Genomic DNA, 25,940 nt, shown 5'->3' on the forward strand with positions numbered 1-25,940 from the left:
AACACTTCGGGCGCGGTGCCCAAGCCCGAATGGCCAGCGGCGTCTGGCCGCTGGCGCCGGGCGGGGAATAGCCGTAAACCGCGGGCATGTCCGGTGTTTCCCTGTCGTCCGTTCCGCCGCTTTCCCTTGCCGACGAGGCGCGCGATCCTGCCGGTTTCGCCCATGCGCTCGGCACCAGCTTCGAACGCTTCGGCTTCGCCGTCGTCGCGGACCATGGTATCGATCCCGCGCTGATCGAGCGTGCCTGGGCGGAAACCCGTGCCTTCTTCGCCCTGCCGGCCGGGCGAAAGGCCGCGTACCACCTGCCCGGCAAGGCCGGCGCGCGCGGCTACACCCCGTTCGGGATCGAGATCGCCAAGGATGCGAAGCAGCACGACCTGAAGGAATTCTGGCATGTCGGGCGCGAACTGCCCGCCGGCCACCGCTACCGCGACCATATGGCCGACAATCTGTGGCCGGCCGAACTGCCGGATTTCAAGCCGACCTTCCTCGCCCTGTTCGACGCGCTCGACCGGGTCGGGCTGCGTCTGCTCTCCGCCATCGCCTGCCACCTCGGCCTCGCGCCCGACTGGTTCGTCGGCCCGACCGAAAACGGCAACAGCGTGCTGCGCCTGCTCCATTATCCGCCGGTCCCGGCCGATGCCCCCGGCGTCCGCGCCGGCGCGCATGAGGACATCAACCTGATCACCCTGCTGCTCGGCGCGGAGGAGGCCGGCCTGCAACTGCTCGACCGCGACGGCCGCTGGCTGCCGGTCGCGCCGCCGGACGGGGCACTGGTCGTCAATGTCGGCGACATGCTGCAGCGGCTGACCAACCACGTCCTGCCGTCGACCACCCACCGGGTGGTCAACCCGCCACCGGAACGACGCAGGATCTCGCGGTATTCGATGCCCTATTTCCTGCATCTGGCGTCTGACTTTGAAATCCGCACGCTGCCCCAGTGCATCACCCCGCGAAACCCGGATCGCTATCCCGATCCGATCACCGCCGACCAGTATTTGACCCGGCGCCTGCGCGAGATCGGGCTGCTGAAATAAGCACCCGTTCGGGTGAAAGCCGTTCCTTTTCCGGCCGAGCCGGGGCAGGGAGGGGCGGCGTTTGGCTGCAATGACGAGGATGACGATGGCGGAACCGCTTAGGATCGCGCTGGCCGGGCTTGGCACCGTCGGGGGCGGGGTGATTCGCGTGCTCGACGAGAATCGCGATCTGATCGCGCGGCGGGCTGGCCGGCCGATCGAGGTCGTCGCGGTTTCCGCGCGCGACCGGTCGAAGGACCGCGGCGTCGACGTGTCGCGCTTCGCCTGGGTCGATGACACCGCCGCGCTCGCCGATCACGACGGCGTCGACACGGTGGTCGAGCTGGTCGGCGGGGCCGACGGCCCGGCGTTGACCCTTGCCCGCCGCAGCCTCGCCGCCGGCCGCTCCTTCGTCACCGCCAACAAGGCGATGATCGCCCATCACGGCCTGGAACTGGCCGGCGCGGCGGAGGCGGGCGGCGTCGCGTTCAAATATGAGGCGGCGGTCGCCGGCGGCATCCCGGTCATCAAGGGGCTGCGCGAGGGCGCGGCGGCGAACCAGCTCAGCCGCATCTACGGGATCCTCAACGGCACCTGCAACTACATCCTGACGACGATGGAGCGCGAAGGCCGCGATTTCGCCGAGGTGCTCGCCGAGGCGCAGGCGCTCGGCTATGCGGAGGCCGATCCCAGCTTCGACATCGACGGGGTCGACGCGGCGCACAAGCTGTCGATCCTGGCCAGCCTGGCATTCGGCTCGCGGCTGGCGTTCGGCGGCGTGGCGATCACCGGCATCCGCCACGTCATTGCCGCCGACATCGCAGAGGCGGCGGCGCTCGGCTACCGCATCCGGCTGGTCGGCATCGGCGAGGCGACGGAGCAGGGGCTGTTCCAGCGCATCCACCCCTATCTGGTGCCGGTCGACCATCCGCTCGCCCATGTGTCCGGCTCGCTGAACGCGGTGGTGGCGGAAGGGAATTTCGTCGGCCGCCTGCTGTTCCAGGGGCGCGGCGCCGGCGACGGGCCGACCGCCAGCGCCGTCGTCGCCGACCTGATCGACATCGCGCGCGGCGAATACGGCCCCGCCTTCGCGATGCCGGTCGCGGCGCTGTCGGAACAGCCCGCTGCCGACGCCGGCGGCCGTGTCGGCAAGGCCTATCTGCGCTTCATCGTTCAGGATCGCCCTGGCGTGCTGGCCGAGATCGCGGCGGCGACCCGCGACGCCAATGTCTCGATCGAAAGCCTGATCCAGCGCGGCAAGCGGCCGGACGGCAGCGCGATCGTCGCCATCGTCACCCATGCCGGCCCGGAACGCGCGGTGGCGGAGGCGCTCGCCCGGCTGAGCGATTCGCCCAGCCTGACCGGCGCGCCGATGCTGATGCACATTCTGGAGGAATAGTCGGGGCGTGATCCAGCGTTGCTGAATCTGGAAACGGCACCGGCCCTCTCCCCCACCCGGCCTCCCATTTCAGGATACTGTCGTTGGGAGGCCGGGTGGGGGAGAGGGCCGGTGCCGCGCGAACCTACGCCGCGGTAACCCCGGCAAGCGCGCGCAGGCGCAGCGCCTCCTCCAGATGCAGGCGCTCGACCATCCGGCCGTCGACCCTGACCGCGCCCTTGTCGGCGTTTTCGGGCTGGTCGAAGGCGGCGATCACCGCGTCCGCCCAGGCCAGTTCTTCCGTCGACGGGCCGAACACCGCGTTGCACGGCGCGATCTGCGCGGGGTGGATCACCGTCTTGCCGTCGAAGCCGAAATCGCGACCCTGTTCGCATTCGGCCCGGAAGCGGTCGAGGTCGGTGAAATCGTTGCAGACCCCGTCGAGCACCGCCGCGCCATGCGCGCGGGCGGCGGCGACCGCCGCTGTCAGCACCGGCAGGAACGGCGCGCGGCCGGGCAGCAGCCGCGCCCGCATCTCCAGCGCCAGATCGTTGGTGCCCATCACCAGCCCGCCAAGGCCGGTCACGCCGGCGATCGCGTGGAGCACCGGCAGGCAGGCGCAGGTCTCGACCATCGCCCAGAGCGGCGTCGCCGTGCCCATCAGCGAGCGGACGTCGGCCAGCGCGTGCGGCGAATCGACCTTGGGGACCAGAATGCCGTCCGGCTCTGCCGCGGCGATCGCGCGCAGGTCGGCGATACCCCATTCGGTGGTCAGCGCGTTGATCCGCACGATCAGTTCGCGCCGGCCGAAGCCGCCTTCGCGCACCGCCGCCGCGGCCGCCGCGCGCGCATCGGCCTTGGCTTCGGGCGCCACCGCATCCTCCAGGTCGAGGATGACCATGTCGGCATCCAGGGTCTGCGCCTTGGCGATCGCCCTGGCGTTGGAGGCGGGAAGATATAGGGCGCTGCGACGGGGGCGGGGGGGCATGAACCCCCGTCGCAGCTTTCCGGTCAGCAGGTCAAGCCAGCGCTGCGCGCAGGGGCGTGCGCGTGCGCAGGGGCATGTGTATCAACCAGGCGGCTTGCCGCCGGCTGTAGCCTGCTGCCAGAAATTCCTTGGTTTCGTCGCAGGTCGCGCCGCGCGGGCTGTGCCCGACGATCGACGCGAAGCGGCGCAGCGCCTCCAGCCGCCCGTCGGCCAGCGGTGACGCCAGCGCGATGCCGAACAGCCGGTTGAGCCACCGGCCGAGTCGCGATTCGCGGCGCAGTTCCCGGCGCACGTCGACCCGCGCGCCCAGGCCGATGACGCGATATTCGAGCGCGGTGAACAGCGGCGCGCTGTCGGCGTGGGCGGCGCCGTAAAGCGCCAGCGCCTCGACTTCGGGCCATGCCTGGAAATTGCGAAAGGCCATGACGAATCCCCGGATGGAATGTAACTGAACGGTACGTTCTTGATTGATACGTACCGTTCAGTTACATAGTCGTCAACCGGGGGAACGGAGATTTTTTGCGCATGACCAACGACACGGTTGAGGCGGCTGAATCGGCCCCGCACAAGAAGGCGGCCGAACGGGTCTTCGAAGCGGCGCAGAGCCTGTTCTACGAAAAGGGCATCCGCGCGGTCGGCGTCGACGAGATCGTGTCCCGCGCCGGGGTCACCAAGCCGAGCCTCTACCGGGCCTTCGCGTCGAAGGATGCGCTGGTCGCGGCCTGCCTGCAGGCGGCCGGCGACAGCAACCGCGCCGCGGTCGAGCAGGCGATCCGCGCCGCCGGCACCGATCCGCGCGCCCAGCTTCTCGCCGTCGTTCGCTACAAGGCGGCGAAGATGGCCGACAGCGATTTCCGCGGCTGCCCGATGGCGAATATCGCCGCCGAATTCGCCGAGGCGGATCACCCCGGCCGCGTCGTCGCCGCCGCCTGCAAGGCGGAGATTCGCGGTCGTCTGGCCGAGGTGGCGGCCGCCATCCCGGTCGCTCGGCCGGAAGTGCTGGCCGACGGCCTGCTGATGCTGATCGAGGGCGCCTTCTCGCTTTATTGCGGCTGCGGCTGCAGCGAACTGCCGGCGATCCTCGAACGCAATGCTGAACTGCTGATCGACGCGCACCGCGCCGCCGCCTGATACGGATTGGCCATTGAGCGGCCGGTGCCGGTCGATATAGGCGGATGCCATGAGCCGCCTTGCCGAAGCCTTCGATGGCTGGATTCGATCGACGTTCGTCGCCATCAACACCGAGCTTGAGGATCTGTATTTCGCCCGGCCCGACCCGTCGCAGGTCATCGGCGTCGGCGACGATCTGAAGGCGCGGCTGCGGGATGAAGGCCACGCCCACGTCGTCGCCCTGCTGGCGGAAGGGAATACCGGCGAGGGCTTCGACAGCGCGTTCAACGTGCTCGGCAATGTCGGCCTCTACATGGGCGCCCTGCGCCGGCACGAGCTGACCAACCCGGACCGGGAGGAAAAATCCCCGTTCGTCGAGGCGTCGTCGCTGGCCCTGCACGTCGGCGCGTCGGTCGGCATGGCGCCGCGTTTCGCCACCGCCCATCTCGCCACGCACAACCTGGCGGTCGACGGCATCCGCAAGAGCTTCACGTCGCTCGCCGACGAGTTCCTGTTCATCGACGAAAATACGCGCGGCATCCTGTGCATCCAGCGCGCGGCGGACGCGCTCAGCCGGATCGTCCCGCTCGGCGTGTCCAGCCCGCTCGCCGAATCGCTGCTGCGCGACGCCGCTGCCGCGCTGGAGGATCTGGTCGCGGTCAACGAACGGCTGTTCGCCCGGCTCGACGTCGGCCGGTTCTTCTATTGCGTCCGGCCGTACTACAAACCCTACCGGGTTGGCCGGCAGGTCTGGCGCGGCGCCAATGCCGGCGATTTCTCGGGGATCAACGAGGTCGACCTGCTGCTCGGCGTCTGCCGGGCCAACGACCCCTATTACGCGCAGTTGCTGATGGACAAGATGCTGTTCATGCTGCCGGGCGATCAGGCGCGGCTGCGCGACTGCATGATGCGGCGCAGCCTGCTCGACGAGCTGCTGGCGGCGATGGCGGAGCATCGCGACAGCGGCTGGTTCCGGGCGAATGCCGCGGCGTTCCTCGACGTGTGCGCCGTGTTTGCGCGCAGCGCCGTGCAGCATCACGACCAGCTCGTCGCCCGCTTCATCGACCAGCCCGCCGCCAGCTTGCCGGAGGAGCGGCTGGAAGGCATCACCGCCAGCGGCCCGCCGCTTGCCGTGCTGCTGCGTTCGCTGGAGGTGCTGCGCGACTATCGCTGCGCGGCGCCGCGGCAGGACCTGCCCACCCGCCATGCCGATTTTGCTGCACTGCGCCACGCGGTCGAGCGGGGCTGAACTCCGGCCATAGCGCCGGTTGAGTTCTTGGAAAAAGCCTGCCACTGGCCGCTGAAGCCGGCTATACTGGAGGAAACCGACGTGCATTTTCGTGGAATGTTGCGGGCGACCGCTGCCCTGTCCCTGCTGTTCGCCGCCGCCGCTCCGGCCGTGGCCGCCCAGGCCGAGCCGGCCAACGACATTCCCGCCCGTTTCACGCCGCCGTCCGAGCGCAACGACTATGTCAAGCGTGTCGAGATGGTGCCGATGCGCGACGGGGTGAAGCTCTACACCGTCATCGTCATCCCCAAGGGCGCGAAGAACGCGCCGATCCTTTTGACCCGCACCCCCTACAACGCCGCCGGGCGCACCACCCGGATGGACAGCCCCAACATGCTGTCGATCCTGCCCGAAGGGGACGAGGTGTTCGTCAAGGACGGCTATATCCGCGTGTTCCAGGACGTGCGCGGCAAATACGGGTCGGAAGGCGACTACAAGTTGACCCGTCCGGTCCGCGGCCCGCTGAACGAGACGGCGACCGATCATGTCACTGATGCGTGGGATACGGTCGACTGGCTGGTCAAGAACGTATCCGAATCGAACGGCCGGGTCGGCATGGTCGGCTCGTCCTACGAAGGGCTGACCGTGGTCATGGCGCTGCTCGATCCGCACCCCGCGCTGAAGGTCGCGGCGCCGGAAAGCCCGATGGTCGACGGCTGGATGGGCGACGACTGGTTCCACCACGGCGCCTTCCGCCAGGTCAACATCGGCTGGATGCAGTCGCAGACCGGCTTCAAGGGCGCCGGCAAGGGCCCGGCACTCGGCATCTACGACCAGTATGAAACCTTCCTGCGCTTCGGTTCGGCCGGCGATTGGGCGAAGGTTTCGGGTTTCGACCAACTGCCCGCATGGCGGCGCATGGTCGAGCATCCGGCCTATGATGGCTACTGGCAGGGCCAGGCGCTCGACAAGCTGCTTGTCGCCAACCCGTCCAAGGTCCCGACGATGTGGGAACAGGGCCTGTGGGACCAGGAGGACATGTATGGCGCGATCGCCAGTTGGGAGGCGCTGACCAAGGCCGGGCACGGCGCCAACAACTTCCTGGTGATGGGGCCGTGGCGGCACAGCCAGGCCAATTACGACGGGTCCAGCCTTGGGCCGTTAAAGTGGGATGGCGACACCGCGCTGCAGTGGCGCCGGGACGTGCTGCTGCCCTTCTTCAATCATTATCTGAAGGACGGCCCAGCCTTCACCCCGCCGCGCGCCTTCCTCTACAACACCGGCGAGAACCGTTGGGATCGCTACAATACCTGGCCGCTTGCCTGCGAATCGGGCTGCCCGTCGCCGTTGAAGCCGCTCTACCTGCAGCCCGGCTTCGGCCTCGGTTTTGCGAAGCCGTCCGATACCGGCGCCGACAGCTATGTGTCCGACCCGGCCAAGCCGGTGCCGTATCTGACCCGGCCGATCAGCTTCGGCCAGCGCGACCGCTGGCAGACCTGGCTGGTGTCCGACCAGCGCGCGGTCGACGGGCGGCCGGACGTGCTGACCTATACCAGTGAGGTGCTGACCAGTCCGGTGCGCCTGTCCGGCGTGCCCTATGCCGACATCTATGCCCGCACCACCGGCACCGATGCCGACTGGGTGGTCAAGCTGATCGACGTCCACCCGGACGAGGTGGCTTCCAACCCGGCGATGGGCGGATACCAGTTGGCGATCAGCCAGGACATCTTCCGCGGCCGCTATCGCGACAGCTTCGAGAAGCCGACGCCGATCCCGGCGGGCAAGGTCCAGCGCTATCGCTTCCGCCTGCCGGTCACCAACCATGTGTTCAAGCCCGGCCACCGGATCATGGTGCAGATCCAGTCGACGCAGTTCCCGCTCTACGACCGCAACCCGCAGACCTATGTGCAGAACATCTTCCTGGCGAAGCCGGAAGACTACAAGAAGGCGACGCATACGATCGAACGGTCGGGTGCCGCAGCCAGCGCGGTGTGGTTGCCGGTGGTCGAATAGGCGCGGCCATTCCCCCCGGGCCGATACGGTCCTAGATAGGCGTCATGCCCCACAGCGTGTTCGACCTGTTCAAGATCGGCATCGGCCCCTCCAGTTCGCACACGATGGGGCCGATGACCGCCGCCGCCCGCTTCGTGGAGGGGCTGGGGCCGCTGCTGCCGGCGGTCGCGCGGGTCACCGCCGACCTGTACGGATCGCTGGCGCTGACCGGCAAGGGCCACGCCACCGACCGGGCGGTGCTGCTCGGCCTGTCCGGCCGGCATCCCGGCAGCCTGGACCCGGATGAGGCGGAGCGGATCGTCGTGGCGATCCGGCAGACCGGGCGGCTGGATGTCGCCGGACTGCACCCGGTCAGCTTCGACGAGGCGGCCGACGTCCGCTTCAACCAGCGAGAGCGCCTGTCCTTCCATTCAAATGGCATGCGCTTCGCCGCGTTCGACGTCGCCGGCGCGATGCTGGCGGAATCCGTATCCTACTCGGTCGGCGGGGGCGCCGTGGTCGACGAGGCGGAGATCAAGACGAATGCGGCGCCGACGCTGTTATGGGACGTGCCCCATCCCTATCATTCGGGCGCGGAACTGCTCGCCCGCGCCGACGCCGCCGGACTGACCATCGCCGCGCTGGCGCTGGCCAACGAAACCGCTGCGCTGCCGGAAGCGGAGGTGCGCGCCCGGCTGGCGACGATCGCCGCGACGATGGCGGCCTGCATCGACCGGGGCATCGGCAGCGGCGGCATCCTGCCCGGCGGGTTGAAGGTGCGGCGCCGCGCGCCGGAAATCCACGCCAAGCTGCTTGCCCGGCAGGAGCGCGCCCTGTCCGACCCGCTGGCCGTCGTCGACTGGGTCAACCTGTGGGCGCTGGCGGTCAACGAGGAGAACGCCGCCGGCGGCCGGGTGGTCACCGCGCCGACCAACGGCGCCGCCGGTATCGTCCCGGCGGTGCTGCGCTATTACGAACGCTTCGTCCCCGGCGCGGATGCGGACGGCACCGTCCGTTTCCTGCTGACCGCCGCGGCGATCGGTGCGCTGTTCAAGGAAAACGCCTCGATCTCCGGCGCCGAGGTCGGCTGTCAGGGTGAGGTCGGCGTCGCCTGCTCGATGGCGGCGGCAGGGCTGGCGGCGGTGCTCGGCGGCAACAACGCCCAGATCGAGAATGCCGCCGAAATCGGCATGGAGCACAATCTCGGCCTGACCTGCGATCCGGTCGGCGGGCTGGTGCAGGTGCCGTGCATCGAACGCAACGCCGTAGGCGCGATCAAGGCGATCGAGGCGGCACGGCTGGCGCTGCTCGGCGACGGCACCCACCGCGTCAGCCTCGATCAGGTGATCGAGACGATGCGCCGCACCGGCGCCGACATGAACGAACGCTACAAGGAAACCTCGCTCGGCGGGCTGGCGGTGAACGTCGTCGAATGCTGAACGCAAGGGGGTTAGAGTCTGTTCGTTTTAGGCGGCTCCAGCCCGCTCCCCCACCCGGCCCCCCAACGGCAGTATTATGTGGGAGGCCGGGTGGGGGGGCGGGCGGAAGCGCCCAAGGTTCCGGCGATGCGCAGCATCGTTGGAAAGGTGCTGGAGGGTGGAGCCGATTCCGCTTCAAGCGGACAGACTCTAACCCCCTCGCTCAGAACCGCTTCGTCACCGACAGGCCATAGCTGCGCGGCTGGGCGATGCTGATATTGGCATGGCCGTAGGTTGTCGTCCCGTATAGCTGCGCCTGCGCGTCGAACAGGTTGGTCACCTGTAGAGCGATCTCGTAGCCGCCCTGCTCGATGCCGGCGCGCAGGTCGACCAGCGCCGCCGCCTTCATCATGAACTGCGGGCTGGTCGTGCTCGCATCGAACGACACCGGCCGCCGGCCGATATAGCGCAGGGCGGCCCGCCCGAACGCCTCGACCCCGTCGCCCGCCGCCCAGCGGTAATCGGCGTTGACCGACCCCGCGAAGCGCGGCGTTGCCGGCAGCCGCTCGCCCTTGCGCGCCTCCAGCTCCGGCACCGCGGCGTCCAGGGCCGCGTCCGCGTAGGCGGCGTTCACCGCCAGCGACAGGCCGGGCGTCGGGGCAAAGCTCGCCGATGCCTCGATACCCTTGCTGGTCGCGCTCTTGCCGTTGGTGAAATACAGCAGCCCGCCCAGCGATCCGGTCAGCTGGATATCCCGATAATCTATGTAGAATGCGGCGATGTCGATGCTGCCCATCCCGTCGGCGAAGCGGGCCTTGTAGCCGACTTCGTAATTGTCGAGCCGGTCCGCCTTGAAGCGGGGCGCGATGCCTGGCAGCACCAGGTTGGGGCCGCCCGGCCGATAGCCGCTCGCCGCCCGCGCGTAGAGGTTGGCAGCGTCGCCGACCCGGTACTGGATCGACGCGGAATAGGTCAGCACGTCCTCGGACGATCGAACGGCGGGGAATGCGCCTTCGATGCCGAGCACTGGCGCCATCGGGCCGGACACCGTCTCGGCGAAGCGCTGGTGGCTGTCGCTGTAGCGCAGGCCGCCGCCGATCGTCAGCCGGTCGTTCAATGCATAGGACAGGTTGGCGAACAGCGCGTCCTCGCGCAGGCTGGTCGGCACCGCGAACACCAGCGCGTCGAGCGCCGGCTTCAGGTCGGCGCCGTAGCCGATCACCCGCTGGTCGAGGAAGCTGTCCTCGTCGGTATGGAACGCGCCGATCAGCCAGCGCAGCGGCCCGCCTTCCGACGACGACAGGCGGACTTCCTGGACGAATTTATGGGTGGTCGCGGAAAACGGCAGCCGGGCGCCGGCGATTGCGCCGCCGCCAAGGCCGATGACGCCCATGCCGAGCGGAGTCAGCGAATAGTCGTAGTTGTTGGCCGAACGGATCCGCTGCCAACTGCTCTGCGCGGTCAGCGTCACGCCGCCCAGATCCCAGTCGACATGCGCGGAGAACAGGCGGAACCTCTGGTGGTAAGGCTCGAAATTGGGCAGCGCCTGGTCGCGCTCGCCGGCGACCGGGCGGTCGGTGGCGAAATCATAGGGGACCGCGTCGTTGGACCGGCGGTTGAGCACCTGCGCCTGCGCCGCCAGCGTTACCGACAGCGTCTCGGCGGGCTTCAGGCGCAGCGCCGCGCGGCCGCCATAGCTGTTGTTGCGGTTGACGTTCTTCGCGCCCAGCACCGAATTGTCGAGGTAGCCGGGCAACCGGTCGTAGAAGCCGGACAGGCGGATGCCGGCGACGTCCGGCGCGAGCGGCGTCGAAACCGCCGCGCGTGCGGCAAAGCCCCAGCCGCCGCCCTCGGCGACCTGGGTCGACAGGCCGACGGCGCCGTCGGTCGCGGTCAGGCTGGGCGCCTTCGTCACGTAGGACAGCAGGCCGCCGAGCGTGCTCGCCCCGTAAAGCGTGCCCTGCGGGCCGCGCAGTACCTCGACCCGTTCCAGGTCGAACGGGTTGATGTCGAGCGGTACCGCGCCGCCCAGCGCGAAGCTGGAACTGGACCCGGCCGGTATGCCGTCGACGACCACGCCGACGCTGGCGCTCGCCGCCATCGACGATGTGGTGATGCCGCGCAGAATCAGCGTCGATGCCGCGCGGTTGGTGCCGGCCAGGGTCAGCCCCGGCGCGAGCGCCGCCAGGTCCTGCGTGCCGGCAACGCCGAGCGCGGCCAGCCGGTCGCCGTCGATCGCGGTCAGTGCGCCGGGTACGTCGATCGCGCGTTCGGCCCGCTTCTGGGCGGTGACGACGATCTCGCTCTCATCCTGCGCCAACGCCGGCATGGGGAGCAGTGCCAGCAAACAAATCCCAGTCTTCCAATAACTTGAAACGCAAACCATTGAAACTTCCCGTCAACCATGGCGGGATCCCGCCTTGCCGTCGGTTTTCCTGGGCTGGGCGTGGTGGATTTTTGGTTAATGTCGGGTATTTATGCGGCGAGTGGAAAGCGCAGCAGCCGGTCGTCCAGCGCGACCAGCGCCTCGGCCGGGGCCCCAACCGCGCGGGCGATTTCCGGGTGCGCGGCGTCCAGTCCGCCGGTCAATGCGCCGAAGGCGGGGAGGATCAGCTTGCGTTCGGTGGCGACGAAGCACCGCCGCGCGATCGCCCGGCCGCGCCGGCTGACCCGCAGACGGGGGTGGAAATGGCCGGACAATTCCGGGCGCCGTTCCGCCGGGTCCGCTTCGTGGCGGAGGACGAGACCATCGACCACCGCCTCGCGCATCACTACGCCTCCGTAATGATTCTCCAACACCGGGTCGTGGTTGCCTGTCACCCACACGAAGTGAGTTTGCCCTGTTAACCTAGTCAGCAACCTCCGCGCCGGCGGTGTCAATCGCGCGCATCCGTCCACGTCGTGGAAATTATCGCCCAGGCACCAAATCTCCCGCGCGCCGCTCGCCTCCACCGCCGCGTCGAGCGCGGTCAGCGTCGCAAGCGAATCATAGGGCGGCAGCATCTGGCCGAAGCGGGCGAACCAGCTTGCCTTCTCCAGATGCATGTCCGCGACCAGCAGCGCCCGGCGCGCCGGCCAGAACAGCGCGCCCTGCGGCAGCGCCGCCATCGCATAGCCGGCGAATGAAAAAGGAATCATGCCGCAGCTCAAGGTCAGATTCGGGGAAGCGTGTCGGTGCCGGGCAAGACACTAATGCGGATCGCCGCGCCGCCGCAAGCGGTCAGCGATCGGCCGCGTCCTGTGCCGCCTGCACCACGCGCAGCAGGTTGCCCGACCAGATCTTGGCGATGTCCGCATCGGAATAGCCGGCCGCCTTCAGCCTGTCGGTGATCCGGGGCAGGGCGGCGACATCCTCCATACCGCGCACGCCGCCGCCGCCGTCCCAGTCGGCGCCGATCCCGACATGGTCCGGCCCGACCAGCTTCAGCGTGTGCAGCAGGCTGGCCATGAACAGCTCGAACGTCGCGGTGATGTAGGGATCGCGGCTTTCCTCCGCCGCCGTGCGGCGCGCCAGCGCCTTCTGCTCCTGCGGCGTCATCTCGTGCAGCTTGTCGCGTTCGTCGAGCAGCGCCCGCCAGGCCGGCGACTGGTTGGTCGGCGCCAGAAAGACGCTGTTGATCTGAACGACCCCGCCCTTGGCGGCGAGCGCGGTGAGACGGGCGTCGTCGATATTGCGTGGATGGTCGAAGACCGCCCTTGGTCCGGAATGCGACAGGATGATCGGGGCGCGGGACAGCGCCAGCATCTGGTCGAACGCCTCGTCCGACGCGTGGCTTGCGTCGATGAGCATGCCGAGACGGTTCATCTCCGCCACCCATTCGCGGCCGAGCGGGCTGAGGCCGTGCCATTGCGGGGTGTCGGTGGTAGAATCGGCGAACTGATTGTTGCGTGAGTGGACCGGGCTGGCCATGCGTACGCCGCGATCGTAGAAATCCTCGAGCGCGGCGGTGCTGGTGCCGAGCGGATAGCTGTTCTCGATGCTCTGGAACACCACCCGGCGCCCGTCGGCGGCGGCTTGCCGGGCCTCTGCCGGCGTGGTGACGAGCGCCAGCGCGCCGGGGTGCCGCTGAACGACCTGCCGGATTTCGCCCGCCCGCCTCAGTGCGAACATATGGGCCTTGGTATAGGCGTCCGGCGTCAGCGGGCCCTGCGGCGTGAAGATGACGAAGAAGCCGCCGTCGAGCCCGCCGTCGACCATGCGCGGCAGATCGACCTGGCTCAAGTCGTCGACGAAGCCGTGGCGGTCGGCAATGTTCCAGCCGGGCCGGCCGAAATGCACCGGCGTGTCGAGATGACTGTCGAGCACCAGCAGTTGGTTGTGGAAGCTGTCCGGCGAGCCTTGCGAAGGGCGCAACGGGCCTGAGCAGGCGGCGAGCGCGACCAGCATCGCGGCGGCCGCGCCATGCTGCGCGAAGCGAAATAGATGACTGGCCATGTCCCTCCCCCTTTCCCGGGGAGGTTAAAAGCCTATTTCGATTCGCCCGCAAGACCGCCCGGCGCACTGTCCCGTCCATGGACAGTGTTGGTGGCGAGCGCGGCGCGGCCGTTTCGCTCAGCCCCGCTCGGCATTAGGAAGCGGACCTCGCGGTTGGTGAAGTCCACCGCCACGCGATCGAACAGCCGCAGCGCGTCCATGCCGAGCAGCAGCGCCGGGGTATTCGCCAGCCCGAACTTGCGAAACGGGTGGGCGTCGACGAATGCGATCGGCAGGTTGGTGAAGGTCACGTCGCCGACCTTCATCTGCTTGATCACCATCGTGCCCGCATCCAGCCGGCCGCCGGTGACGCTCAGCAGTTCCACCGGGTTCATGCCGGTATCCCGCCGGGTGCCCGCCAGCTTGCGGCGCAGCGCCATGTTGGCGACGCTGATCTGGGCGCCGGTGTCGACGATCACCCTGATGCGGGTCGGCCCGACCCGCGCGTCGGCCAGGATCAGTTGGCCGTAGCGGCTCTTGCCGCTGACGACGATGACATCCGGCTCGCTGGCGAGGGCGCGGTGGCGCTCGGCGGGGGAGACCGTCATCTGCCCGCGCTTGAAGTCGATGACCACGCGCTGCGCTTTCAGGCTGTCCAGCCCGAGCAAGCCGACCGCGCCGAGATGGACGCCGTCGAGCGCCGGCGCCTGGATGTCGGTCACCCGAGTGCGTGTCATCTCCAGGCTGGGAATGATGACGGTGCGGACGGAGCCGACTTCCGTCATGCTGTGCAGGCGGGCGGCCTCGCCTTCGCGCAGGCCCAGCTTGCGGGCGAGCTGGGACGAGATCACCGTCCGCTCCGCGCCGGTGTCGACGATGAAATCATAGGGCCCGGTGCCGCCGATCGTCACCGGAACCGTCATCCGCTGCGTGGCGTCGGTACCGAAATCAAGGGCCTGGGCGGCGGGGTCGTCGGGCAGCGCGCCGACAAGCGGGACGCCGGGCAGCATGGCGGGCGGGGTATTGGCGGCGAGCGGCGGGGCGCCGAAAAGCCCGGCAGCGACGGCAACGCACAGGGACCGGGAAGCGTGAAACATCGGCCTCTCCCTTGGCGCCGAAAATACGCCAGCCGCAGCGGCGCGGCAAGCCGTCTCAGCTGGGGCGCATCGCCTCTGCCGCCAGGCTCTCCGCCTCGATCAGCAGTGCGTGGTCGGCGCTGCGGCCGACGACCGATTCGCGGCCGATCAGCACCAGGACCGGCACCGCCAGCGGCGATAAGCGAGGCAGCGCCACGTGCAGCATCGTCGTTGCCGCGCGGTCGATCAGCGCGCCGAGGCGGCCGACATCGGTCATCCGCGCGCGGGCGTCGTCCCAGGCCGCGCCGAGCAGTAGGTGGTCCGGCTCATAGCGGCGCAGCACGTCGTAGATCAGGTCGGTGGAGAAGGTCACCTGCCGGCCGGTCTTGCGCTTGCCCGGAAACTGGCGCTCGACCAGCCCGCCGATCACCGCCACCTCGCGGAACGCCCGCTTGAGCAGCGCCGATTGCTGCACCCATTCGACGAATTCATGATCCAGTATGTCGGGCGAGAACAGCGCCGCCGGGTCGGCGATCGGTTCCAGCCCGTAGACCGCCAACGCATAATCGTTGGCGACGAAGCCGGTCGGCTTCAACCCCGCAGCCTCCATCCGCCGGGTCAGCAGGAAACCCAGCGACTGATGGGCGTTCCACCCCTCGAAGCTGTAGACGACCATGAATTGCCGCGCCTGATGCGGGAACGTCTCGACCAGCAATTCGCCGGGGCGGGGCAGGCGAGACCGCTGCTCCTGCACCTCCAGCCATTCGCGCACGTCGGCGGGGAAGCGCGGCCACTGGCTGCGGTCGAACAACAGGCCGCGCACCCGCCGTGCCAGATTGGTCGACAACGGCATCCGCGCGCCGCCATAGGTCGGTATGCGCGCTGGCCGGCGGGTGGCGCGTACCACCAGATCGGTCGTGTCCATCCGCACCACTTCCAGGCTCAGCCCGGCGAAGAAGAACGTGTCGCCGGGCGTCAGGGTCGCGGCGAAGCCTTCCTCCACCGTGCCTAGCGTCAGCCCGTTGCCGAACCGGACGGTCAGGATCGGCGAATCGACGATCACCCCGGCGTTCAGCCGGTGCTGCTTGACGAAATTCGGGTGGCTGACCCGCCACAGACCGTCGGCGCCGCGGGTCAGCCGCCGGAACCGGTCATAGGCCTTCAGCGCATAGCCGCCGGTCGCGATGAAGCCGAGCACCTGTTCGAAGCTGTCGGCGTCCAGTGCCGAATAGGGCGTCGCACTACGGATTTCGTCGAGCAGCTCCGCTTCGGCGAACGGCGCGGCGCAGGCGCAGGCCATGATATGCTGCGCCAGCACGTCGCGGCCGCCGGGACGGAACGGATCCTGATCCAGCTCCCCCGCCGCGACCGCGTCGAGCGCGGCGCGCGCCTCCAGATATTCGAAGCGGTTACCGGGGACGACCACCGCCTCCGACGGCTCGTCGAGCCGGTGGTTGGCCCGGCCAATGCGCTGGAGCAGCCGCGACGATCCCTTGGGCGCCCCCATCTGGACGACGCAGTCGACATCGCCCCAGTCGACGCCGAGGTCGAGGCTGGCGGTGGCGACCAGCCCGCGCAACTGCCCCGCGGCCATTGCCGCCTCGACCTTGCGCCGCGCCTCTCGCGACAGGCTGCCATGGTGGATGCCGATCGGCAGCTTCTGCGCGTTTGTCGCCCACAGGTCCTGGAAGATCAGTTCGGCCAGGCTGCGGGTGTTGCAGAAGACCAGTGTTGTCCGGTGGGTCTCGATCTCCGCCATCACCTGGGCCGCGGCGTAGCGGCCGGAGTGGCCGGCCCAGGGCACCCGCCCTTCCGGCAGCAGGATCGCGATGTCCGGTTCCGCGCCTTTGTCGCCTTCGACCAGCACCACCGAATCGATGTCACCCCACGGCGCCAGCCAGGCGCGGTAGCCGTCCGGATCGGCCACCGTCGCCGACAGCGCGACGCGGCGCAGGCCGGGCGCGATCCGCTGGAGGCGGGCGAGGGCGAGCGACAGCAGGTCGCCGCGCTTCTGGGTGGCGAAGGCGTGGACCTCGTCGACCACCACCGCGCGCAGCCCGGCGAACAGGGTTGCCGCGTCGGGATAGGAGAGCAGCAGGCTGAGCGATTCGGGCGTGGTCAGCAGGATATGCGGCGGCCGGGCGCGCTGGCGGGCCTTGCGGTCGGACGGGGTGTCGCCGCTGCGGGTTTCCACCTGGATTGTCAGGCCCATCTCACCGATCGGGATGAGAAGGTTACGCTGGACGTCGACGGCAAGCGCCTTCAGCGGCGAGACGTAGAGGGTGTGGAGCCGGTCTGTAGGATGTTGGATCAGGTCGACCAGGCTGGGCAGGAAGCCGGCGAGGGTCTTGCCGGCCCCGGTCGGCGCGACGAGCAGGGCGTGGCGGCCGGCGCGGGCGGCGTCCAACAGGGCAAGCTGGTGGCGGCGCGGTTGCCATCCGCGCGCGGCGAACCAGGCCGCGATCGGCGGCGGCAGGGCGGTCAACGGCGCGGTTCCGGCATCATCAACGTCATCACCGCTGTTCAAACGCCGATCAAGCGGGTTAGATCAGCATCGCTATGGAAAGTCCCAACCCCTATCCGCGCGCGCTGGCGCATGGCCTGCTTGCCTTCATCGCGCTGATCCTCGCCACCCTCGTCTGGGGGGTGGTCGAGATGGTCCTGCTCCAGCCGGGGCGGACGATGGCCTATTACGGCGACGCGGTCAGCCGCTTCTATGTTGGGGCCGGCATCGTGCTGGTCGGCCTGTTCGCCTGGCGCGCCGCACGGCGCATGCCGATGCGCCCGGCGCTGATCGCGGGGCTGGTCGTCGCCGGCGTCAGCATCGTGGCGGAGCTGGCCGCCTTCCTCGTCATGCCGGACGCGGGCAACGACTGGCGCGCGGCGTCGCTGTCGATCGGCACCAAGCTGATCGCCGGGCTGGCCGGCGGCTGGCTGGCCGGGCGCGCCCGCCCGGCGGTGGAGACGGAAGACGCGGTGGCGGACGGCGGACCAACGCCGGACTGATGGCGCGGTCCGGCCGCTGGATCGAGGCGCATCGCGACGGCCTCTACATCCCGGCGGCGGACCTGTGGATCGACCCGGCCAGCCCGCGCCCGCGCGCGCTGGTCACCCACGGCCATGCCGACCATGCGCGCGGCGGCCACGGCGCCGTCTGGGCGACGCCGGAGACGCTGGCGATCATGGCGGCGCGCTACGGGCCGCAGGCCGGACATCCGCTGGTTTATGGCGAGGCGGCGGCCTTCGGTCCGGTCACCGCGACGCTGGCGCCCGCCGGCCACGTTCTCGGCTCGGCGCAGGCGGTGCTCGACCATGCCGGCGAGCGGGTCGTCGTTTCCGGTGATTACAAGCGGCGGCCGGACCCGACCTGCCCGCCGTTCGAGCCGGTCGCCTGCGACGTGTTCGTGACGGAAGCGACCTTCGCCCTGCCGGTGTTCCGCCACCCGCCGACCGGCGACGAGATCGACAAGCTGCTCGCCGCGCTCCACGCCAACCCGGACCGGTCGGTGCTGGTCGGCGCCTATGCGCTGGGCAAGGCGCAGCGGGTGATCGCGGAACTGCGGGCGATGGGCCATGACGCGCCGATCTACATCCACGGCGCGCTGCAGCGGCTGTGCGACCTCTACCGCGACCACGGCGTCGCGCTCGGCACCCTGCTGCCGGCGAGCGAGACGCCGCGCGACGCGATGCGCGGGCATGTCGTGCTGTGCCCGCCATCGGCGCTGAACGACCGCTGGAGCCGCCGGCTGCCCGACCCGATCACCGCGATGGCGTCGGGCTGGATGCGGGTGCGCCAGCGCGCCCGCCAGCGCAACGTCGAGCTGCCGCTGATCATCAGCGACCATGCCGACTGGGAAGAACTGACCGCGACGCTGACCGAGATCGCCCCGAAGGAGGTGTGGATCACCCACGGCCGCGAGGATGCGCTGCTCCACTGGTGCGAGACCCGCCAAATCAAGGCGCGGGCGCTGGACCTGATCGGGTATGAGGACGAGGCGGATTAACGGCAGCGGGCCGCGCTAAACGAAATATAAACCATATCCGCGCAATTTGGGCGGACCCGCAACGCGGCAGGGGGGTGCCAGGCGTGGCGACATCGTTTCCGGGCAGGCTGAAGGACGATCGATGGGCCGGGACGCGCATGTCGACCTGGCCGATCCTGCTCGCGCTGACCGCGATCGCCGTCGGCATCCAGTTGTCCGGCGTGCCCAATCACGACGTTGCCTGGATATTGACCAGTGCCGGACGTCTGCTGGACGGCGGGCGGTTCGGGCGCGACATCGTCGACGTCAATCCGCCGCTGGCATGGTGGGTGCTGGCGGTGCCGGTTGCGATCGCCGACAGCGGCGGCTGGCCTCGCTATCCGATATTCGTCGCATGCGTCGCCGCCCTGACGCTGGCGAGCGTGCGCCTGACCGAGGTGACGTTGCGTCACGGCGGCGGCGGCGAGGCCGGGCGCAGGGTGGTGCTGGCCGCCGCGGCGGCCCTGCTCTTCGTCCCCGGTTACGATTACGGACAGCGCGAACATCTGCTGCTGATCGCCGCCTTACCCTATTGCATGGCGGCTGCCGTCGCCAGCCGCGCGCGGCCGATCCCGCCCGGCCTGAGCCTTGTCATCGGCTTGCTCGCCGCCATCGGCTTCTGCCTGAAGCCGTATTTCCTGATCATCCCCGCCGCGCTGGCGCTGTGGGTGTTGCTGCGCACCGGAAAGCTGTCGGCGCTTCCGCACCGAAGCGCTGGTCCTGGGCGTTGCCGGATGCCTCTATGCGGCGGCCGTCGCGGTGTGGGCGCCGGCCTATCTGCACAGCGTCGTGCCCGACGCCGTTGCCGGCTACTGGGCATATGAAGAAGCCTCGGCACGGCTGTGGCGCGGCGCGTTGTCGACGCTGCTGCCAATGGCTTGCGCGCTGACGGTGCTTGTCGGCGCGCGCCGGGGGCGGCCGATGCCGCTGGCGGCGCAGGCGATGATCGTCGCGTTTATGGCCGCCGGTATCGTGGCGATCCTGCAGCACAAGGGCTGGCACTACCACTTCCTGCCGGCGCTGGGTTTTGGCGCGATCGGCTGCATCGCGCTTTTTCCGCCCCGCGGCGGACCGGCGGCGGTTGGGGCACTCGGGTTGGCGATCCTGGCCGGCTTCGGGCCGGCGGTAGCCGATCCGGCCCTGTCCCGTACCGTCAACGGCACAGTGACCCATGTCGATGATCTCGCCGCCCTGTTCGCCGCGAAGGCCGGCGGGGGTGCCGTTTTCGCCTTCACAACGTCGCCGCGCGATATCCACCCGGCGCTGTTGCTGTCTGGCGTTGGCTGGGACGCAGCCGCCTGCTGCATGCATCAACTGCCGGCGCTGGTGCGCGAGGGAGAGCAGCCGGAAAGGCGCCGCGCCGGTCGGGCGCGCGCGGCCGGGCTACGCCAGTTGGCGAGGGTCCTCCACCAACTGAACGACCGCCCGCCAACGCTGATTCTGGTCGACGAGCGGCCGCATAAGCCGGGATTTGGCGACATGGCGTTCGACTATCTGCGCTTTCTTGGCGCGCAACCAGGCTATCCGGCGCTGTTCGCCCGGTATCGCCAGCGGGGAGTGGTGGCCGGGTTCCGCGTTTTCGAACGGGTGGAATAGCGCCTGAGCCGCCGGCTTTGACCCGTCATCGGTTCCTGCTTCGCGGGCAGAGGCCGGGGGCGCGGTTGTGGATTGCCGCGCCCCTGCGGGGCTCGCAATGACGGGTGGGGTGGGCCCCGCGTTTAGTGGCCAGCTTGTTCGCCGCGCTTGATGCCGGATTTGGCGAGCTGGTCGTCGATCTGGGCGAGCAGGCGGGCGAGGCCGGCTTCGTCCCTGGCTTCGGCGCGGGCGACGAGGACGTCCTGGGTGTTGGAGGCGCGCAGCAGCCACCAGCCGTCCGGCGTGTTGACGCGGGCGCCGTCGGTGCGGTTGACGGCGACGCCGTCCGCCTCCAGCCGGCCGAGCACTTCGTCGACCACCGCGAATTTGCGGCTTTCATCGACCTGGAAGCGCATTTCCGGGGTGTTGACCAGCGGCGGCATTGCATCCTTCAACTCGGTCAGCGTCTTGCCCGACTGGCGGACCGCGCCGATCAGCCGCACCGCCGCGTAGAGCGCGTCGTCGAAGCCGTAATAATCCTGCGCGAAGAAGATGTGGCCGCTCATCTCGCCGGCGATCGGGGCGTTTTCTTCCTTCATCTTCGACTTGATCAGGCTGTGCCCGGTTTTCCACATCAGCGGCGTGCCGCCGAGTTCGGCGATGCGGTCATAGAGCGCCTGGCTGGCCTTGACGTCGCCGATGATCGTCGCGCCCGGTTCCGCCCGCAGCACCGGTTCGGCGAGGATGGCGAGCAGCTGGTCCCCCCACACCACCCGGCCCTTGCCGTCGACCGCGCCGATACGGTCGCCGTCGCCGTCGAAAGCGATGCCGAAATCCAGGCCCTTGTCGGCGACCAGTTTCTTCAGGTCGGCTAGGTTCTTTTCCTCGGTCGGGTCGGGGTGGTGGTTGGGGAAGGCGGCGTCGACATCGGTATAGAGCGTGTGGTGCTCGCCGGGGAGCAGCTTGACCAGCTTTTCAAGGGCCGGGCCGGCGGCGCCGTTGCCCGCGTCCCAGCCGATGCGGTAGGCGCCGCCGGCATAACCGGCGGTCAGCCGCCCGACATACTGGTCGAGGATCGCGAATTCGCTGACCGTGCCGGGGGTTTCGGCGCTGTCCCAATCCCCTTCCGCCGCCATGCGACCGAGGGTCTGGATGTCCTCCCCGAAGAAGGGGCGGTGCTGGAACACCATCTTGAAGCCGTTATAGTCGGCCGGGTTGTGGCTGCCGGTGATCATGATGCCGCCGTCGACCTCCAGCACCGCTTCCGCGTAATAGAGCATCGGCGTCGGCCCCAGCCCGACGCGGACGACATCGACGCCGCTTTGCGTCAGCCCGTCGACCAGCGCCTGTTCCAGCACCGGCGACGAGGCGCGGCCGTCATAGCCGACGGCGACGCGAGTGCCGCCGGCGCGGCGCAGCAGGGTGGCAAAGCCGCGCCCGATCGCCAGCGCGTCCGCGGTGCCGAGGGTCTGGCCGACGATTCCGCGAATGTCGTATTCGCGCAGCGAGGTCGGGTGGAAAATATGCGACATGGAAACTCCCTCGGGCGTTCAGGGTGCGGACGGACGGCGGCGGGCTGCCTCCGCCAATAACAGATCGCGGGCGATATTGGTCCGCCGCGCCAGTTCCGCGCTGCCGCCGGCATCGGGGTGGACGCGGGCGATGATCCGGCGGTGGGCGGCGCGGATCGCGTCGGCGTCGGCGCCTTCGTCTAGGCCGAGCAGCGAGCGCGCCTCGGCCAGCGGCATCGGCGCCCGGCGGGCGGGGGCGCGCAGCCATGCCCACAGCAGCGCCGCGAAGATCGCGATCGCGATCAGCTTCAGCATCAGGCCGCGGCCGCCCTCGCCGTTTCGGGCAGTTGCAGGCCGGCGACCAGCTCGCGCAATTCCTGCCGGGCGGCGACATGGCTCATTCCGACATCCTTGAGCGCGGCGATGTCGAGCAGAGTCAGCCCGCTGGGGAACAATTCGCGGTAGATGACGCGTTCGCCAAGGCCGGGGATCAGGCGGAAGCCGACCCGCTTCGACAGCTGGCCGAGCGCGTCGCCGACCCGGCGCATGTTGCGCGCCTCGATATGCTGGAGGCGGTTGCGCAGCACCACCCAGTCGATCGTCGCGCCGTCCGCCTTGGCGCGGGCCTTGCGCGCGTCCCAGATCAGTTCGGAATAGAAGCTGGGGCGGCTGACCTTGAAGCTTTCCGGGTCGACCTGGCCGATCAGGTCGAAATCGACGAAGCTGTCGTTCATCGGCGTGACCAGCGTATTGGCGCGGGTGGCGGCGTGGCGGGCGACCGGATCGTCGCGGCCGGGGGTGTCGATCACCACGAAATCGGCGCCGTCGGCGACCGCGGCCAGCGCCGCTTCGAATCCGTCCGGATCGGTCGCGTCGCAGGTGGCGTAGACCGGCTGGGGCAGGGCGATGCCCCGCCGCTTCATGGTTTCCGCCCGGTTGTCGAGATAGCGGCCGAGCGTGCGCTGGCGGTGGTCGAGGTCGAGCGCGGCAACCCGCGCCCCGCGCGCGGCAAGGCCGACGGCGACATGCACCGCCGTCGTCGATTTGCCGGTCCCGCCCTTCTCGTTGGCGAAGACGATGATGTGCCTGCCCGCCGAAGCCATGTCCGTTGCCAGCGCCTTTTGCTTGATACTGTGCCCCGCGCCCCGTTAAAGGGCGCTTCCCCCGCCTTATCGGAGCCCTCGTCGCCGTGCAAACGATCCGTCAGCTCGCGCCCCTTCGCAAGGCGCTCGCCGCCCTGCGCGCGGAGGGGACGGTGGCGCTGGTGCCGACGATGGGGGCGCTGCACGCCGGGCACATGGCGCTGGTCGCCGAGGCAAGGCTGCACGCCCGCCATGTCGTCGTCTCGATCTTCGTCAACCCGACGCAGTTCGGGCCGGGCGAGGACCTGGCCACCTATCCGCGCCGGCCGACGGCGGATTCCAACATGCTGCGCGAGGCCGGCGTCTCGCTGCTGTGGATGCCGGAGGCGGCGACGATGTACCCGGCCGGCTTTGCCACCGCCGTGTCGGTCGGCGGGCTGACCGAGGCGATGGACGGCGCCGCCCGGCCCGGCCATTTCGACGGCGTCGCCACCGTCGTCACCAAGCTGTTCAACCAGGTGCGGCCCGACGTCGCGCTGTTCGGCGAAAAGGATTACCAGCAGCTGGCGATGATCCGCCGGATGGCGGCCGACCTCGACATGGGGGTCAAGGTGATCGGCGTCGTCACCCAGCGCGATGCCGACGGCGTCGCCCTGTCGTCGCGCAACGCCTATCTGACCGAAGAAAACCGGGTGAAGGCCCGCGCTTTGCCGCGCGCGCTGGGCGAGGCGGCGATGACCATCGAGAAGGGCGGCGACCCGGCCGAGGCGATCGCCCATGCCCGCGCCGCGATAGAGCGGGCCGGGTTCGAGGCGATCGACTATCTCGACCTGCGCGATGCCGAGACGCTGGCCGCCGACCCGGCGCCGGAGCGGCCGGCGCGGTTGCTGGTCGCGGCGCGGATCGACGGCACCAGGCTGATCGACAACCTGCCGATCGCGCCGCGCGGCTGAGCGCCCGCCCCGGCGCAGGGGCGGGCGGATCAGCGGCGGATCAGCGCTCGACGCAGACGGCGATGCCCATGCCGCCGCCGATGCACAGTGTCGCCAGCCCCTTCTTCGCGTCGCGCTTCTGCATTTCGTAGAGCAGGGTGATCAGGACGCGCGCGCCGCTGGCGCCGATCGGATGGCCGATGGCGATCGCGCCGCCGTTGACGTTGACCCGTTCCGGATCCCAGCCAAGCTCCTTGTTGACCGACAGCGCCTGCGCGGCGAACGCCTCGTTCGCTTCGATCAGGTCGAGGTCGCCGACGCTCCAGCCGGCCTTTTCCAACGCGCGGCGGGACGCCGGCACCGGGCCGATGCCCATGATCGCCGGGTCGACGCCGGCCGATGCCCAACTGGCGATGCGGGCAAGGACCGGGGTGCCGCGCCGCGCCGCCTCCTCGGCGGTAGTGACGACCAGCGCCGCCGCGCCGTCATTCAGGCCGCTGGCGTTGGCGGCGGTGACGGTGCCGTCCTTTTTGAACGCCGGGCGCAGGCCGGAAATGCCCTCCAGCGTAACGCCGTCGCGGATATATTCGTCGTCGGCGACGACGGTCTCGCCCTTGCGGGTCTTGAGCGTCACCGGCGCGATCTCGTCCCGGAACCGGCCGCTGGCGCGGGCGGCGGAGGCGAGGTTCTGCGAGCGGACGGCGAACGCGTCCTGCATCTCGCGGCTGATCTGGTACTTCTCCGCCAGATTCTCGGCGGTGATGCCCATGTGGTAGCCGTTGAACACGTCGGTCAGGCCGTCCTTGATCATCGTGTCGACCAGCTCGACCGAGCCCATCTTGGTGCCGCCGCGCAACTGCTGGGCGTGGGCGGACAGCGACATGCTCTCCTGCCCGCCGGCGACGACGATCAGCGAATCGCCGGTCGCCACCGCCTGCGCCGCCAGCGCCACCGCGCGCAGACCGGAGCCGCAGACCTGATTGACGCCCCAGGCCGGCACCTCCTTAGGCACGCCGGCGGCGATCGCCGCCTGCCGCGCCGGGTTCTGGCCCTGCGCCGCGGTCAGCACCTGGCCGAGAATCACCTCCGACACTTCCTCGCCGCCGACGCCGGCCTGGGCCAGCGCCGCCTCGATCGCGACGCGGCCCAGCTCGTGCGCCGGGGTCGCGGCAAACGCGCCGAGGAAGCTGCCGACCGGCGTGCGCTTGGCGGCGGTGATGACGATATCGGGCATGGGTGACGACTCCTCAGGAATATCTTCGCACCTGCAATATCAGGCGGAGGCGGCGCGCGAAAGCCATGAGGCCAGCGGCTGCCACAACTGCGCGCGCGCGCGGCCGCCGACGACCATGCCGACATGGCCCGCGCCCAGGCTGATCCGTTCGGGCAGGCCGGCTGCCGACGCCGCCGGCACGATGCGGTCGCTGGTCGAGACGATCTCGATCGCCGGGCAGGCAAGCGCCGCCGGATCGACGACGCGCCCGCCGACCCGCCAGCCGCCGGTGCCGGGGCGATCGGCGGCGACGAAATCCTCCATCAGCTCACGCCCGGCGGCGTAGGTCAGCGGCGCGCCGGCATTGGCCCAATCCTCGACCGCGACGAAATTGCGCGCTGCGGCACTGGCCGGGTCAAGCCGGCCGAACGCCTCGTACTTGGCGATCGTCCGGCCGGGGTCGAGCCGCCAGAAGCCGGTCTGCAGCACCTCCATCGGCACCAGCCCCATCGTCTCCGCCGGCGGCTTGGTCCCCGCCCACAGCGCGGCGATGTCGGCGCGGGCGCCGTCGCCGAAGCCGGAGAAGCGGAACGGCGCGGCGATCAGCGCCAGCGCGCTGAGCGGGCGCAGCATCGCCGCCGCCAGCGCCATCGTGCCGCCCAGGCAGTAGCCGGCGACGAGCGGCGGCTCACCCAGCGCGTCGATCAGCGGCAGCAGCAGCGTCTCGACATGGCCGGCGACCGACAGCGCCGCCTCGCCGGGCGCCGGGCTGCCCCAGTCGAGCAGCAGCGGGCGGAAGCCCTGCGTCGCCAGCCAGCCGGCAAACGAACGCTCGCCGGCCAGGGCGAGAATGTCCGGCGGGTTGATCAGCGACGGGACAAGCAGCAGCGGCGGCCCGTCGCCGCCGAAGCCGAGCAGCCGCGCCCGCCCGGCCGTGGCGACGACCGGCGCCAGGGCGGCCGTGGCGCGGCGCTCCGCCTGCTGG

The 25,940-nt window shown here is 69.7% G+C and carries 23 protein-coding genes; 11 read left to right on the top strand and 12 right to left on the bottom strand.

Features of this window, described 5'->3' with window-relative positions; all coding sequences use genetic code 11:
* Positions 1-86: 86 nt before the first annotated feature.
* Both E4A53_RS11555 and E4A53_RS11560 read left to right on the top strand, forming a co-directional pair.
* Positions 87-1,037: an isopenicillin N synthase family dioxygenase gene (locus E4A53_RS11555; protein WP_136163271.1), complete on the top strand. Its 951-nt coding sequence runs from the start codon at positions 87-89 to the stop codon at positions 1,035-1,037.
* A gap of 85 nt (positions 1,038-1,122) precedes the next feature.
* On the top strand, positions 1,123-2,415 hold the full coding sequence (locus E4A53_RS11560; protein WP_136163272.1) for a homoserine dehydrogenase: 1,293 nt from the start codon (positions 1,123-1,125) through the stop codon (positions 2,413-2,415).
* Between the two features lie 124 nt (positions 2,416-2,539).
* Here the strand turns inward: E4A53_RS11560 and E4A53_RS11565 are convergent, their stop codons facing one another.
* Both E4A53_RS11565 and E4A53_RS11570 read right to left on the bottom strand, forming a co-directional pair.
* Positions 2,540-3,382: an HpcH/HpaI aldolase/citrate lyase family protein gene (locus E4A53_RS11565; RefSeq protein WP_136163273.1), complete on the bottom strand. Its 843-nt coding sequence runs from the start codon at positions 3,380-3,382 to the stop codon at positions 2,540-2,542.
* A 31-nt stretch (positions 3,383-3,413) separates the two neighbouring features.
* Entirely contained in the window at positions 3,414-3,806 is a 393-nt protein-coding gene (locus E4A53_RS11570) for a hypothetical protein (RefSeq protein ID WP_136163274.1), read from the bottom strand.
* A 101-nt stretch (positions 3,807-3,907) separates the two neighbouring features.
* On the opposite strand from E4A53_RS11570, the gene E4A53_RS11575 reads away from it, so the two are divergent.
* The 4 genes from E4A53_RS11575 (at position 3,908) to E4A53_RS11590 (ending at position 9,151) form a co-directional block, all read left to right on the top strand.
* The gene (locus E4A53_RS11575) at positions 3,908-4,513 is read left to right on the top strand and encodes a TetR/AcrR family transcriptional regulator (protein ID WP_136163275.1); all 606 of its coding nucleotides are present in this window, start codon (positions 3,908-3,910) and stop codon (positions 4,511-4,513) included.
* Between the two features lie 49 nt (positions 4,514-4,562).
* The gene (locus tag E4A53_RS11580; RefSeq protein WP_136163276.1) at positions 4,563-5,741 is read left to right on the top strand and encodes a PrnB family protein; all 1,179 of its coding nucleotides are present in this window, start codon (positions 4,563-4,565) and stop codon (positions 5,739-5,741) included.
* 96 nt (positions 5,742-5,837) lie between these two features.
* Positions 5,838-7,733 carry a CocE/NonD family hydrolase gene (locus E4A53_RS11585; RefSeq protein ID WP_136163294.1) on the top strand — a complete coding sequence of 632 codons (1,896 nt, stop codon included), beginning with the start codon at positions 5,838-5,840 and terminating at the stop codon, positions 7,731-7,733.
* A gap of 44 nt (positions 7,734-7,777) precedes the next feature.
* Entirely contained in the window at positions 7,778-9,151 is a 1,374-nt protein-coding gene (locus E4A53_RS11590; protein ID WP_136163277.1) for an L-serine ammonia-lyase, read from the top strand.
* 202 nt (positions 9,152-9,353) lie between these two features.
* On the opposite strand, the gene E4A53_RS11595 is transcribed toward E4A53_RS11590, so the two are convergent.
* The 5 genes from E4A53_RS11595 to E4A53_RS11615 all read right to left on the bottom strand — a co-directional run bounded on the left by E4A53_RS11595 (position 9,354) and on the right by E4A53_RS11615 (position 17,105).
* On the bottom strand, positions 9,354-11,477 hold the full coding sequence (locus tag E4A53_RS11595) for a TonB-dependent receptor (protein ID WP_168694374.1): 2,124 nt from the start codon (positions 11,475-11,477) through the stop codon (positions 9,354-9,356).
* 128 nt (positions 11,478-11,605) lie between these two features.
* Positions 11,606-12,268 carry a ligase-associated DNA damage response endonuclease PdeM gene (pdeM, locus tag E4A53_RS11600; protein WP_136163279.1) on the bottom strand — a complete coding sequence of 221 codons (663 nt, stop codon included), beginning with the start codon at positions 12,266-12,268 and terminating at the stop codon, positions 11,606-11,608.
* Positions 12,269-12,350: 82 nt separating this feature from the next.
* Complete coding sequence (locus E4A53_RS11605) at positions 12,351-13,565, bottom strand: dipeptidase (RefSeq protein WP_239018279.1); 1,215 nt, start codon at positions 13,563-13,565, stop codon at positions 12,351-12,353.
* Positions 13,566-13,597: 32 nt separating this feature from the next.
* Positions 13,598-14,641 (bottom strand): retroviral-like aspartic protease family protein, encoded by a 1,044-nt coding sequence (locus tag E4A53_RS11610; RefSeq protein WP_136163280.1) that lies wholly within the window; start codon positions 14,639-14,641, stop codon positions 13,598-13,600.
* Between the two features lie 55 nt (positions 14,642-14,696).
* A complete protein-coding gene (locus E4A53_RS11615; RefSeq protein WP_136163281.1) occupies positions 14,697-17,105 on the bottom strand; it encodes a ligase-associated DNA damage response DEXH box helicase in 2,409 nt (802 codons plus the stop codon).
* Positions 17,106-17,179: 74 nt separating this feature from the next.
* On the opposite strand from E4A53_RS11615, the gene E4A53_RS11620 reads away from it, so the two are divergent.
* From E4A53_RS11620 to E4A53_RS11635, 4 genes are all read left to right on the top strand, one after another.
* The gene (locus E4A53_RS11620) at positions 17,180-17,626 is read left to right on the top strand and encodes a hypothetical protein (RefSeq protein WP_136163282.1); all 447 of its coding nucleotides are present in this window, start codon (positions 17,180-17,182) and stop codon (positions 17,624-17,626) included.
* Positions 17,626-18,624: a ligase-associated DNA damage response exonuclease gene (locus tag E4A53_RS11625; RefSeq protein WP_136163283.1), complete on the top strand. Its 999-nt coding sequence runs from the start codon at positions 17,626-17,628 to the stop codon at positions 18,622-18,624. The genes E4A53_RS11620 and E4A53_RS11625 overlap by 1 nt, the downstream gene beginning before the upstream one ends.
* 83 nt (positions 18,625-18,707) lie before the next feature.
* Complete coding sequence (locus tag E4A53_RS11630; protein WP_136163284.1) at positions 18,708-19,466, top strand: hypothetical protein; 759 nt, start codon at positions 18,708-18,710, stop codon at positions 19,464-19,466.
* Positions 19,432-20,238, top strand: a complete 807-nt coding sequence (locus E4A53_RS11635; RefSeq protein ID WP_168694375.1) for a hypothetical protein — start codon at positions 19,432-19,434, stop codon at positions 20,236-20,238. The genes E4A53_RS11630 and E4A53_RS11635 overlap by 35 nt, the downstream gene beginning before the upstream one ends.
* Positions 20,239-20,360: 122 nt before the next feature.
* On the opposite strand, the gene pgmG is transcribed toward E4A53_RS11635, so the two are convergent.
* From pgmG to E4A53_RS11650, 3 genes are read right to left on the bottom strand one after another with little or no spacing between them, the layout of a single operon-like run.
* Positions 20,361-21,749 carry a phosphoglucomutase/phosphomannomutase PgmG gene (gene pgmG / locus E4A53_RS11640; RefSeq protein WP_136163286.1) on the bottom strand — a complete coding sequence of 463 codons (1,389 nt, stop codon included), beginning with the start codon at positions 21,747-21,749 and terminating at the stop codon, positions 20,361-20,363.
* A gap of 18 nt (positions 21,750-21,767) precedes the next feature.
* Entirely contained in the window at positions 21,768-22,043 is a 276-nt protein-coding gene (locus E4A53_RS11645; RefSeq protein WP_136163287.1) for a J domain-containing protein, read from the bottom strand.
* Positions 22,043-22,831: a division plane positioning ATPase MipZ gene (locus E4A53_RS11650; protein WP_136163288.1), complete on the bottom strand. Its 789-nt coding sequence runs from the start codon at positions 22,829-22,831 to the stop codon at positions 22,043-22,045. The genes E4A53_RS11645 and E4A53_RS11650 overlap by 1 nt, the downstream gene beginning before the upstream one ends.
* 86 nt (positions 22,832-22,917) lie before the next feature.
* Here E4A53_RS11650 and panC point away from each other — a divergent pair, with 86 nt between their 5' ends.
* Positions 22,918-23,763 carry a pantoate--beta-alanine ligase gene (gene panC, locus E4A53_RS11655; RefSeq protein ID WP_136163289.1) on the top strand — a complete coding sequence of 282 codons (846 nt, stop codon included), beginning with the start codon at positions 22,918-22,920 and terminating at the stop codon, positions 23,761-23,763.
* A gap of 40 nt (positions 23,764-23,803) precedes the next feature.
* Here the strand turns inward: panC and E4A53_RS11660 are convergent, their stop codons facing one another.
* Together E4A53_RS11660 and E4A53_RS14670 are read right to left on the bottom strand one after the other, a co-directional pair.
* Positions 23,804-24,976, bottom strand: coding sequence for an acetyl-CoA C-acetyltransferase (locus tag E4A53_RS11660; protein ID WP_136163290.1), 1,173 nt, complete (start codon positions 24,974-24,976; stop codon positions 23,804-23,806).
* A gap of 39 nt (positions 24,977-25,015) precedes the next feature.
* The coding region (locus E4A53_RS14670) for an alpha/beta hydrolase (RefSeq protein ID WP_168694376.1) at positions 25,016-25,940 on the bottom strand (925 nt) is incomplete at its 5' end.

This window comes from Sphingomonas flavalba (assembly GCF_004796535.1).
Taxonomy (GTDB): Bacteria; Pseudomonadota; Alphaproteobacteria; order Sphingomonadales; family Sphingomonadaceae; genus Sphingomonas_L; species Sphingomonas_L flavalba.

Excerpts from the sequence above, each read along its gene's own strand:
- E4A53_RS11555 (WP_136163271.1), top strand. The coding sequence starts at position 87 with ATGTCCGGTGTTTCCCTGTCGTCCGTTCCGCCGCTTTCCCTTGCCGAC.
- E4A53_RS11570 (WP_136163274.1), bottom strand. The coding sequence starts at position 3,806 with ATGGCCTTTCGCAATTTCCAGGCATGGCCCGAAGTCGAGGCGCTGGCG.
- pdeM (WP_136163279.1), bottom strand. The coding sequence starts at position 12,268 with ATGATTCCTTTTTCATTCGCCGGCTATGCGATGGCGGCGCTGCCGCAG.
- E4A53_RS11625 (WP_136163283.1), top strand. The coding sequence starts at position 17,626 with ATGGCGCGGTCCGGCCGCTGGATCGAGGCGCATCGCGACGGCCTCTAC.
- E4A53_RS11660 (WP_136163290.1), bottom strand. The coding sequence starts at position 24,976 with ATGCCCGATATCGTCATCACCGCCGCCAAGCGCACGCCGGTCGGCAGC.
- E4A53_RS11605 (WP_239018279.1), bottom strand. The coding sequence starts at position 13,565 with ATGGCCAGTCATCTATTTCGCTTCGCGCAGCATGGCGCGGCCGCCGCG.
- E4A53_RS11575 (WP_136163275.1), top strand. The coding sequence starts at position 3,908 with ATGACCAACGACACGGTTGAGGCGGCTGAATCGGCCCCGCACAAGAAG.
- E4A53_RS11585 (WP_136163294.1), top strand. The coding sequence starts at position 5,838 with ATGTTGCGGGCGACCGCTGCCCTGTCCCTGCTGTTCGCCGCCGCCGCT.
- E4A53_RS11610 (WP_136163280.1), bottom strand. The coding sequence starts at position 14,641 with ATGTTTCACGCTTCCCGGTCCCTGTGCGTTGCCGTCGCTGCCGGGCTT.
- E4A53_RS11645 (WP_136163287.1), bottom strand. The coding sequence starts at position 22,043 with ATGCTGAAGCTGATCGCGATCGCGATCTTCGCGGCGCTGCTGTGGGCA.
- E4A53_RS11560 (WP_136163272.1), top strand. The coding sequence starts at position 1,123 with ATGGCGGAACCGCTTAGGATCGCGCTGGCCGGGCTTGGCACCGTCGGG.
- E4A53_RS11565 (WP_136163273.1), bottom strand. The coding sequence starts at position 3,382 with ATGCCCCCCCGCCCCCGTCGCAGCGCCCTATATCTTCCCGCCTCCAAC.
- E4A53_RS11590 (WP_136163277.1), top strand. The coding sequence starts at position 7,778 with ATGCCCCACAGCGTGTTCGACCTGTTCAAGATCGGCATCGGCCCCTCC.
- E4A53_RS11580 (WP_136163276.1), top strand. The coding sequence starts at position 4,563 with ATGAGCCGCCTTGCCGAAGCCTTCGATGGCTGGATTCGATCGACGTTC.
- E4A53_RS11650 (WP_136163288.1), bottom strand. The coding sequence starts at position 22,831 with ATGGCTTCGGCGGGCAGGCACATCATCGTCTTCGCCAACGAGAAGGGC.
- pgmG (WP_136163286.1), bottom strand. The coding sequence starts at position 21,749 with ATGTCGCATATTTTCCACCCGACCTCGCTGCGCGAATACGACATTCGC.
- E4A53_RS11620 (WP_136163282.1), top strand. The coding sequence starts at position 17,180 with ATGGAAAGTCCCAACCCCTATCCGCGCGCGCTGGCGCATGGCCTGCTT.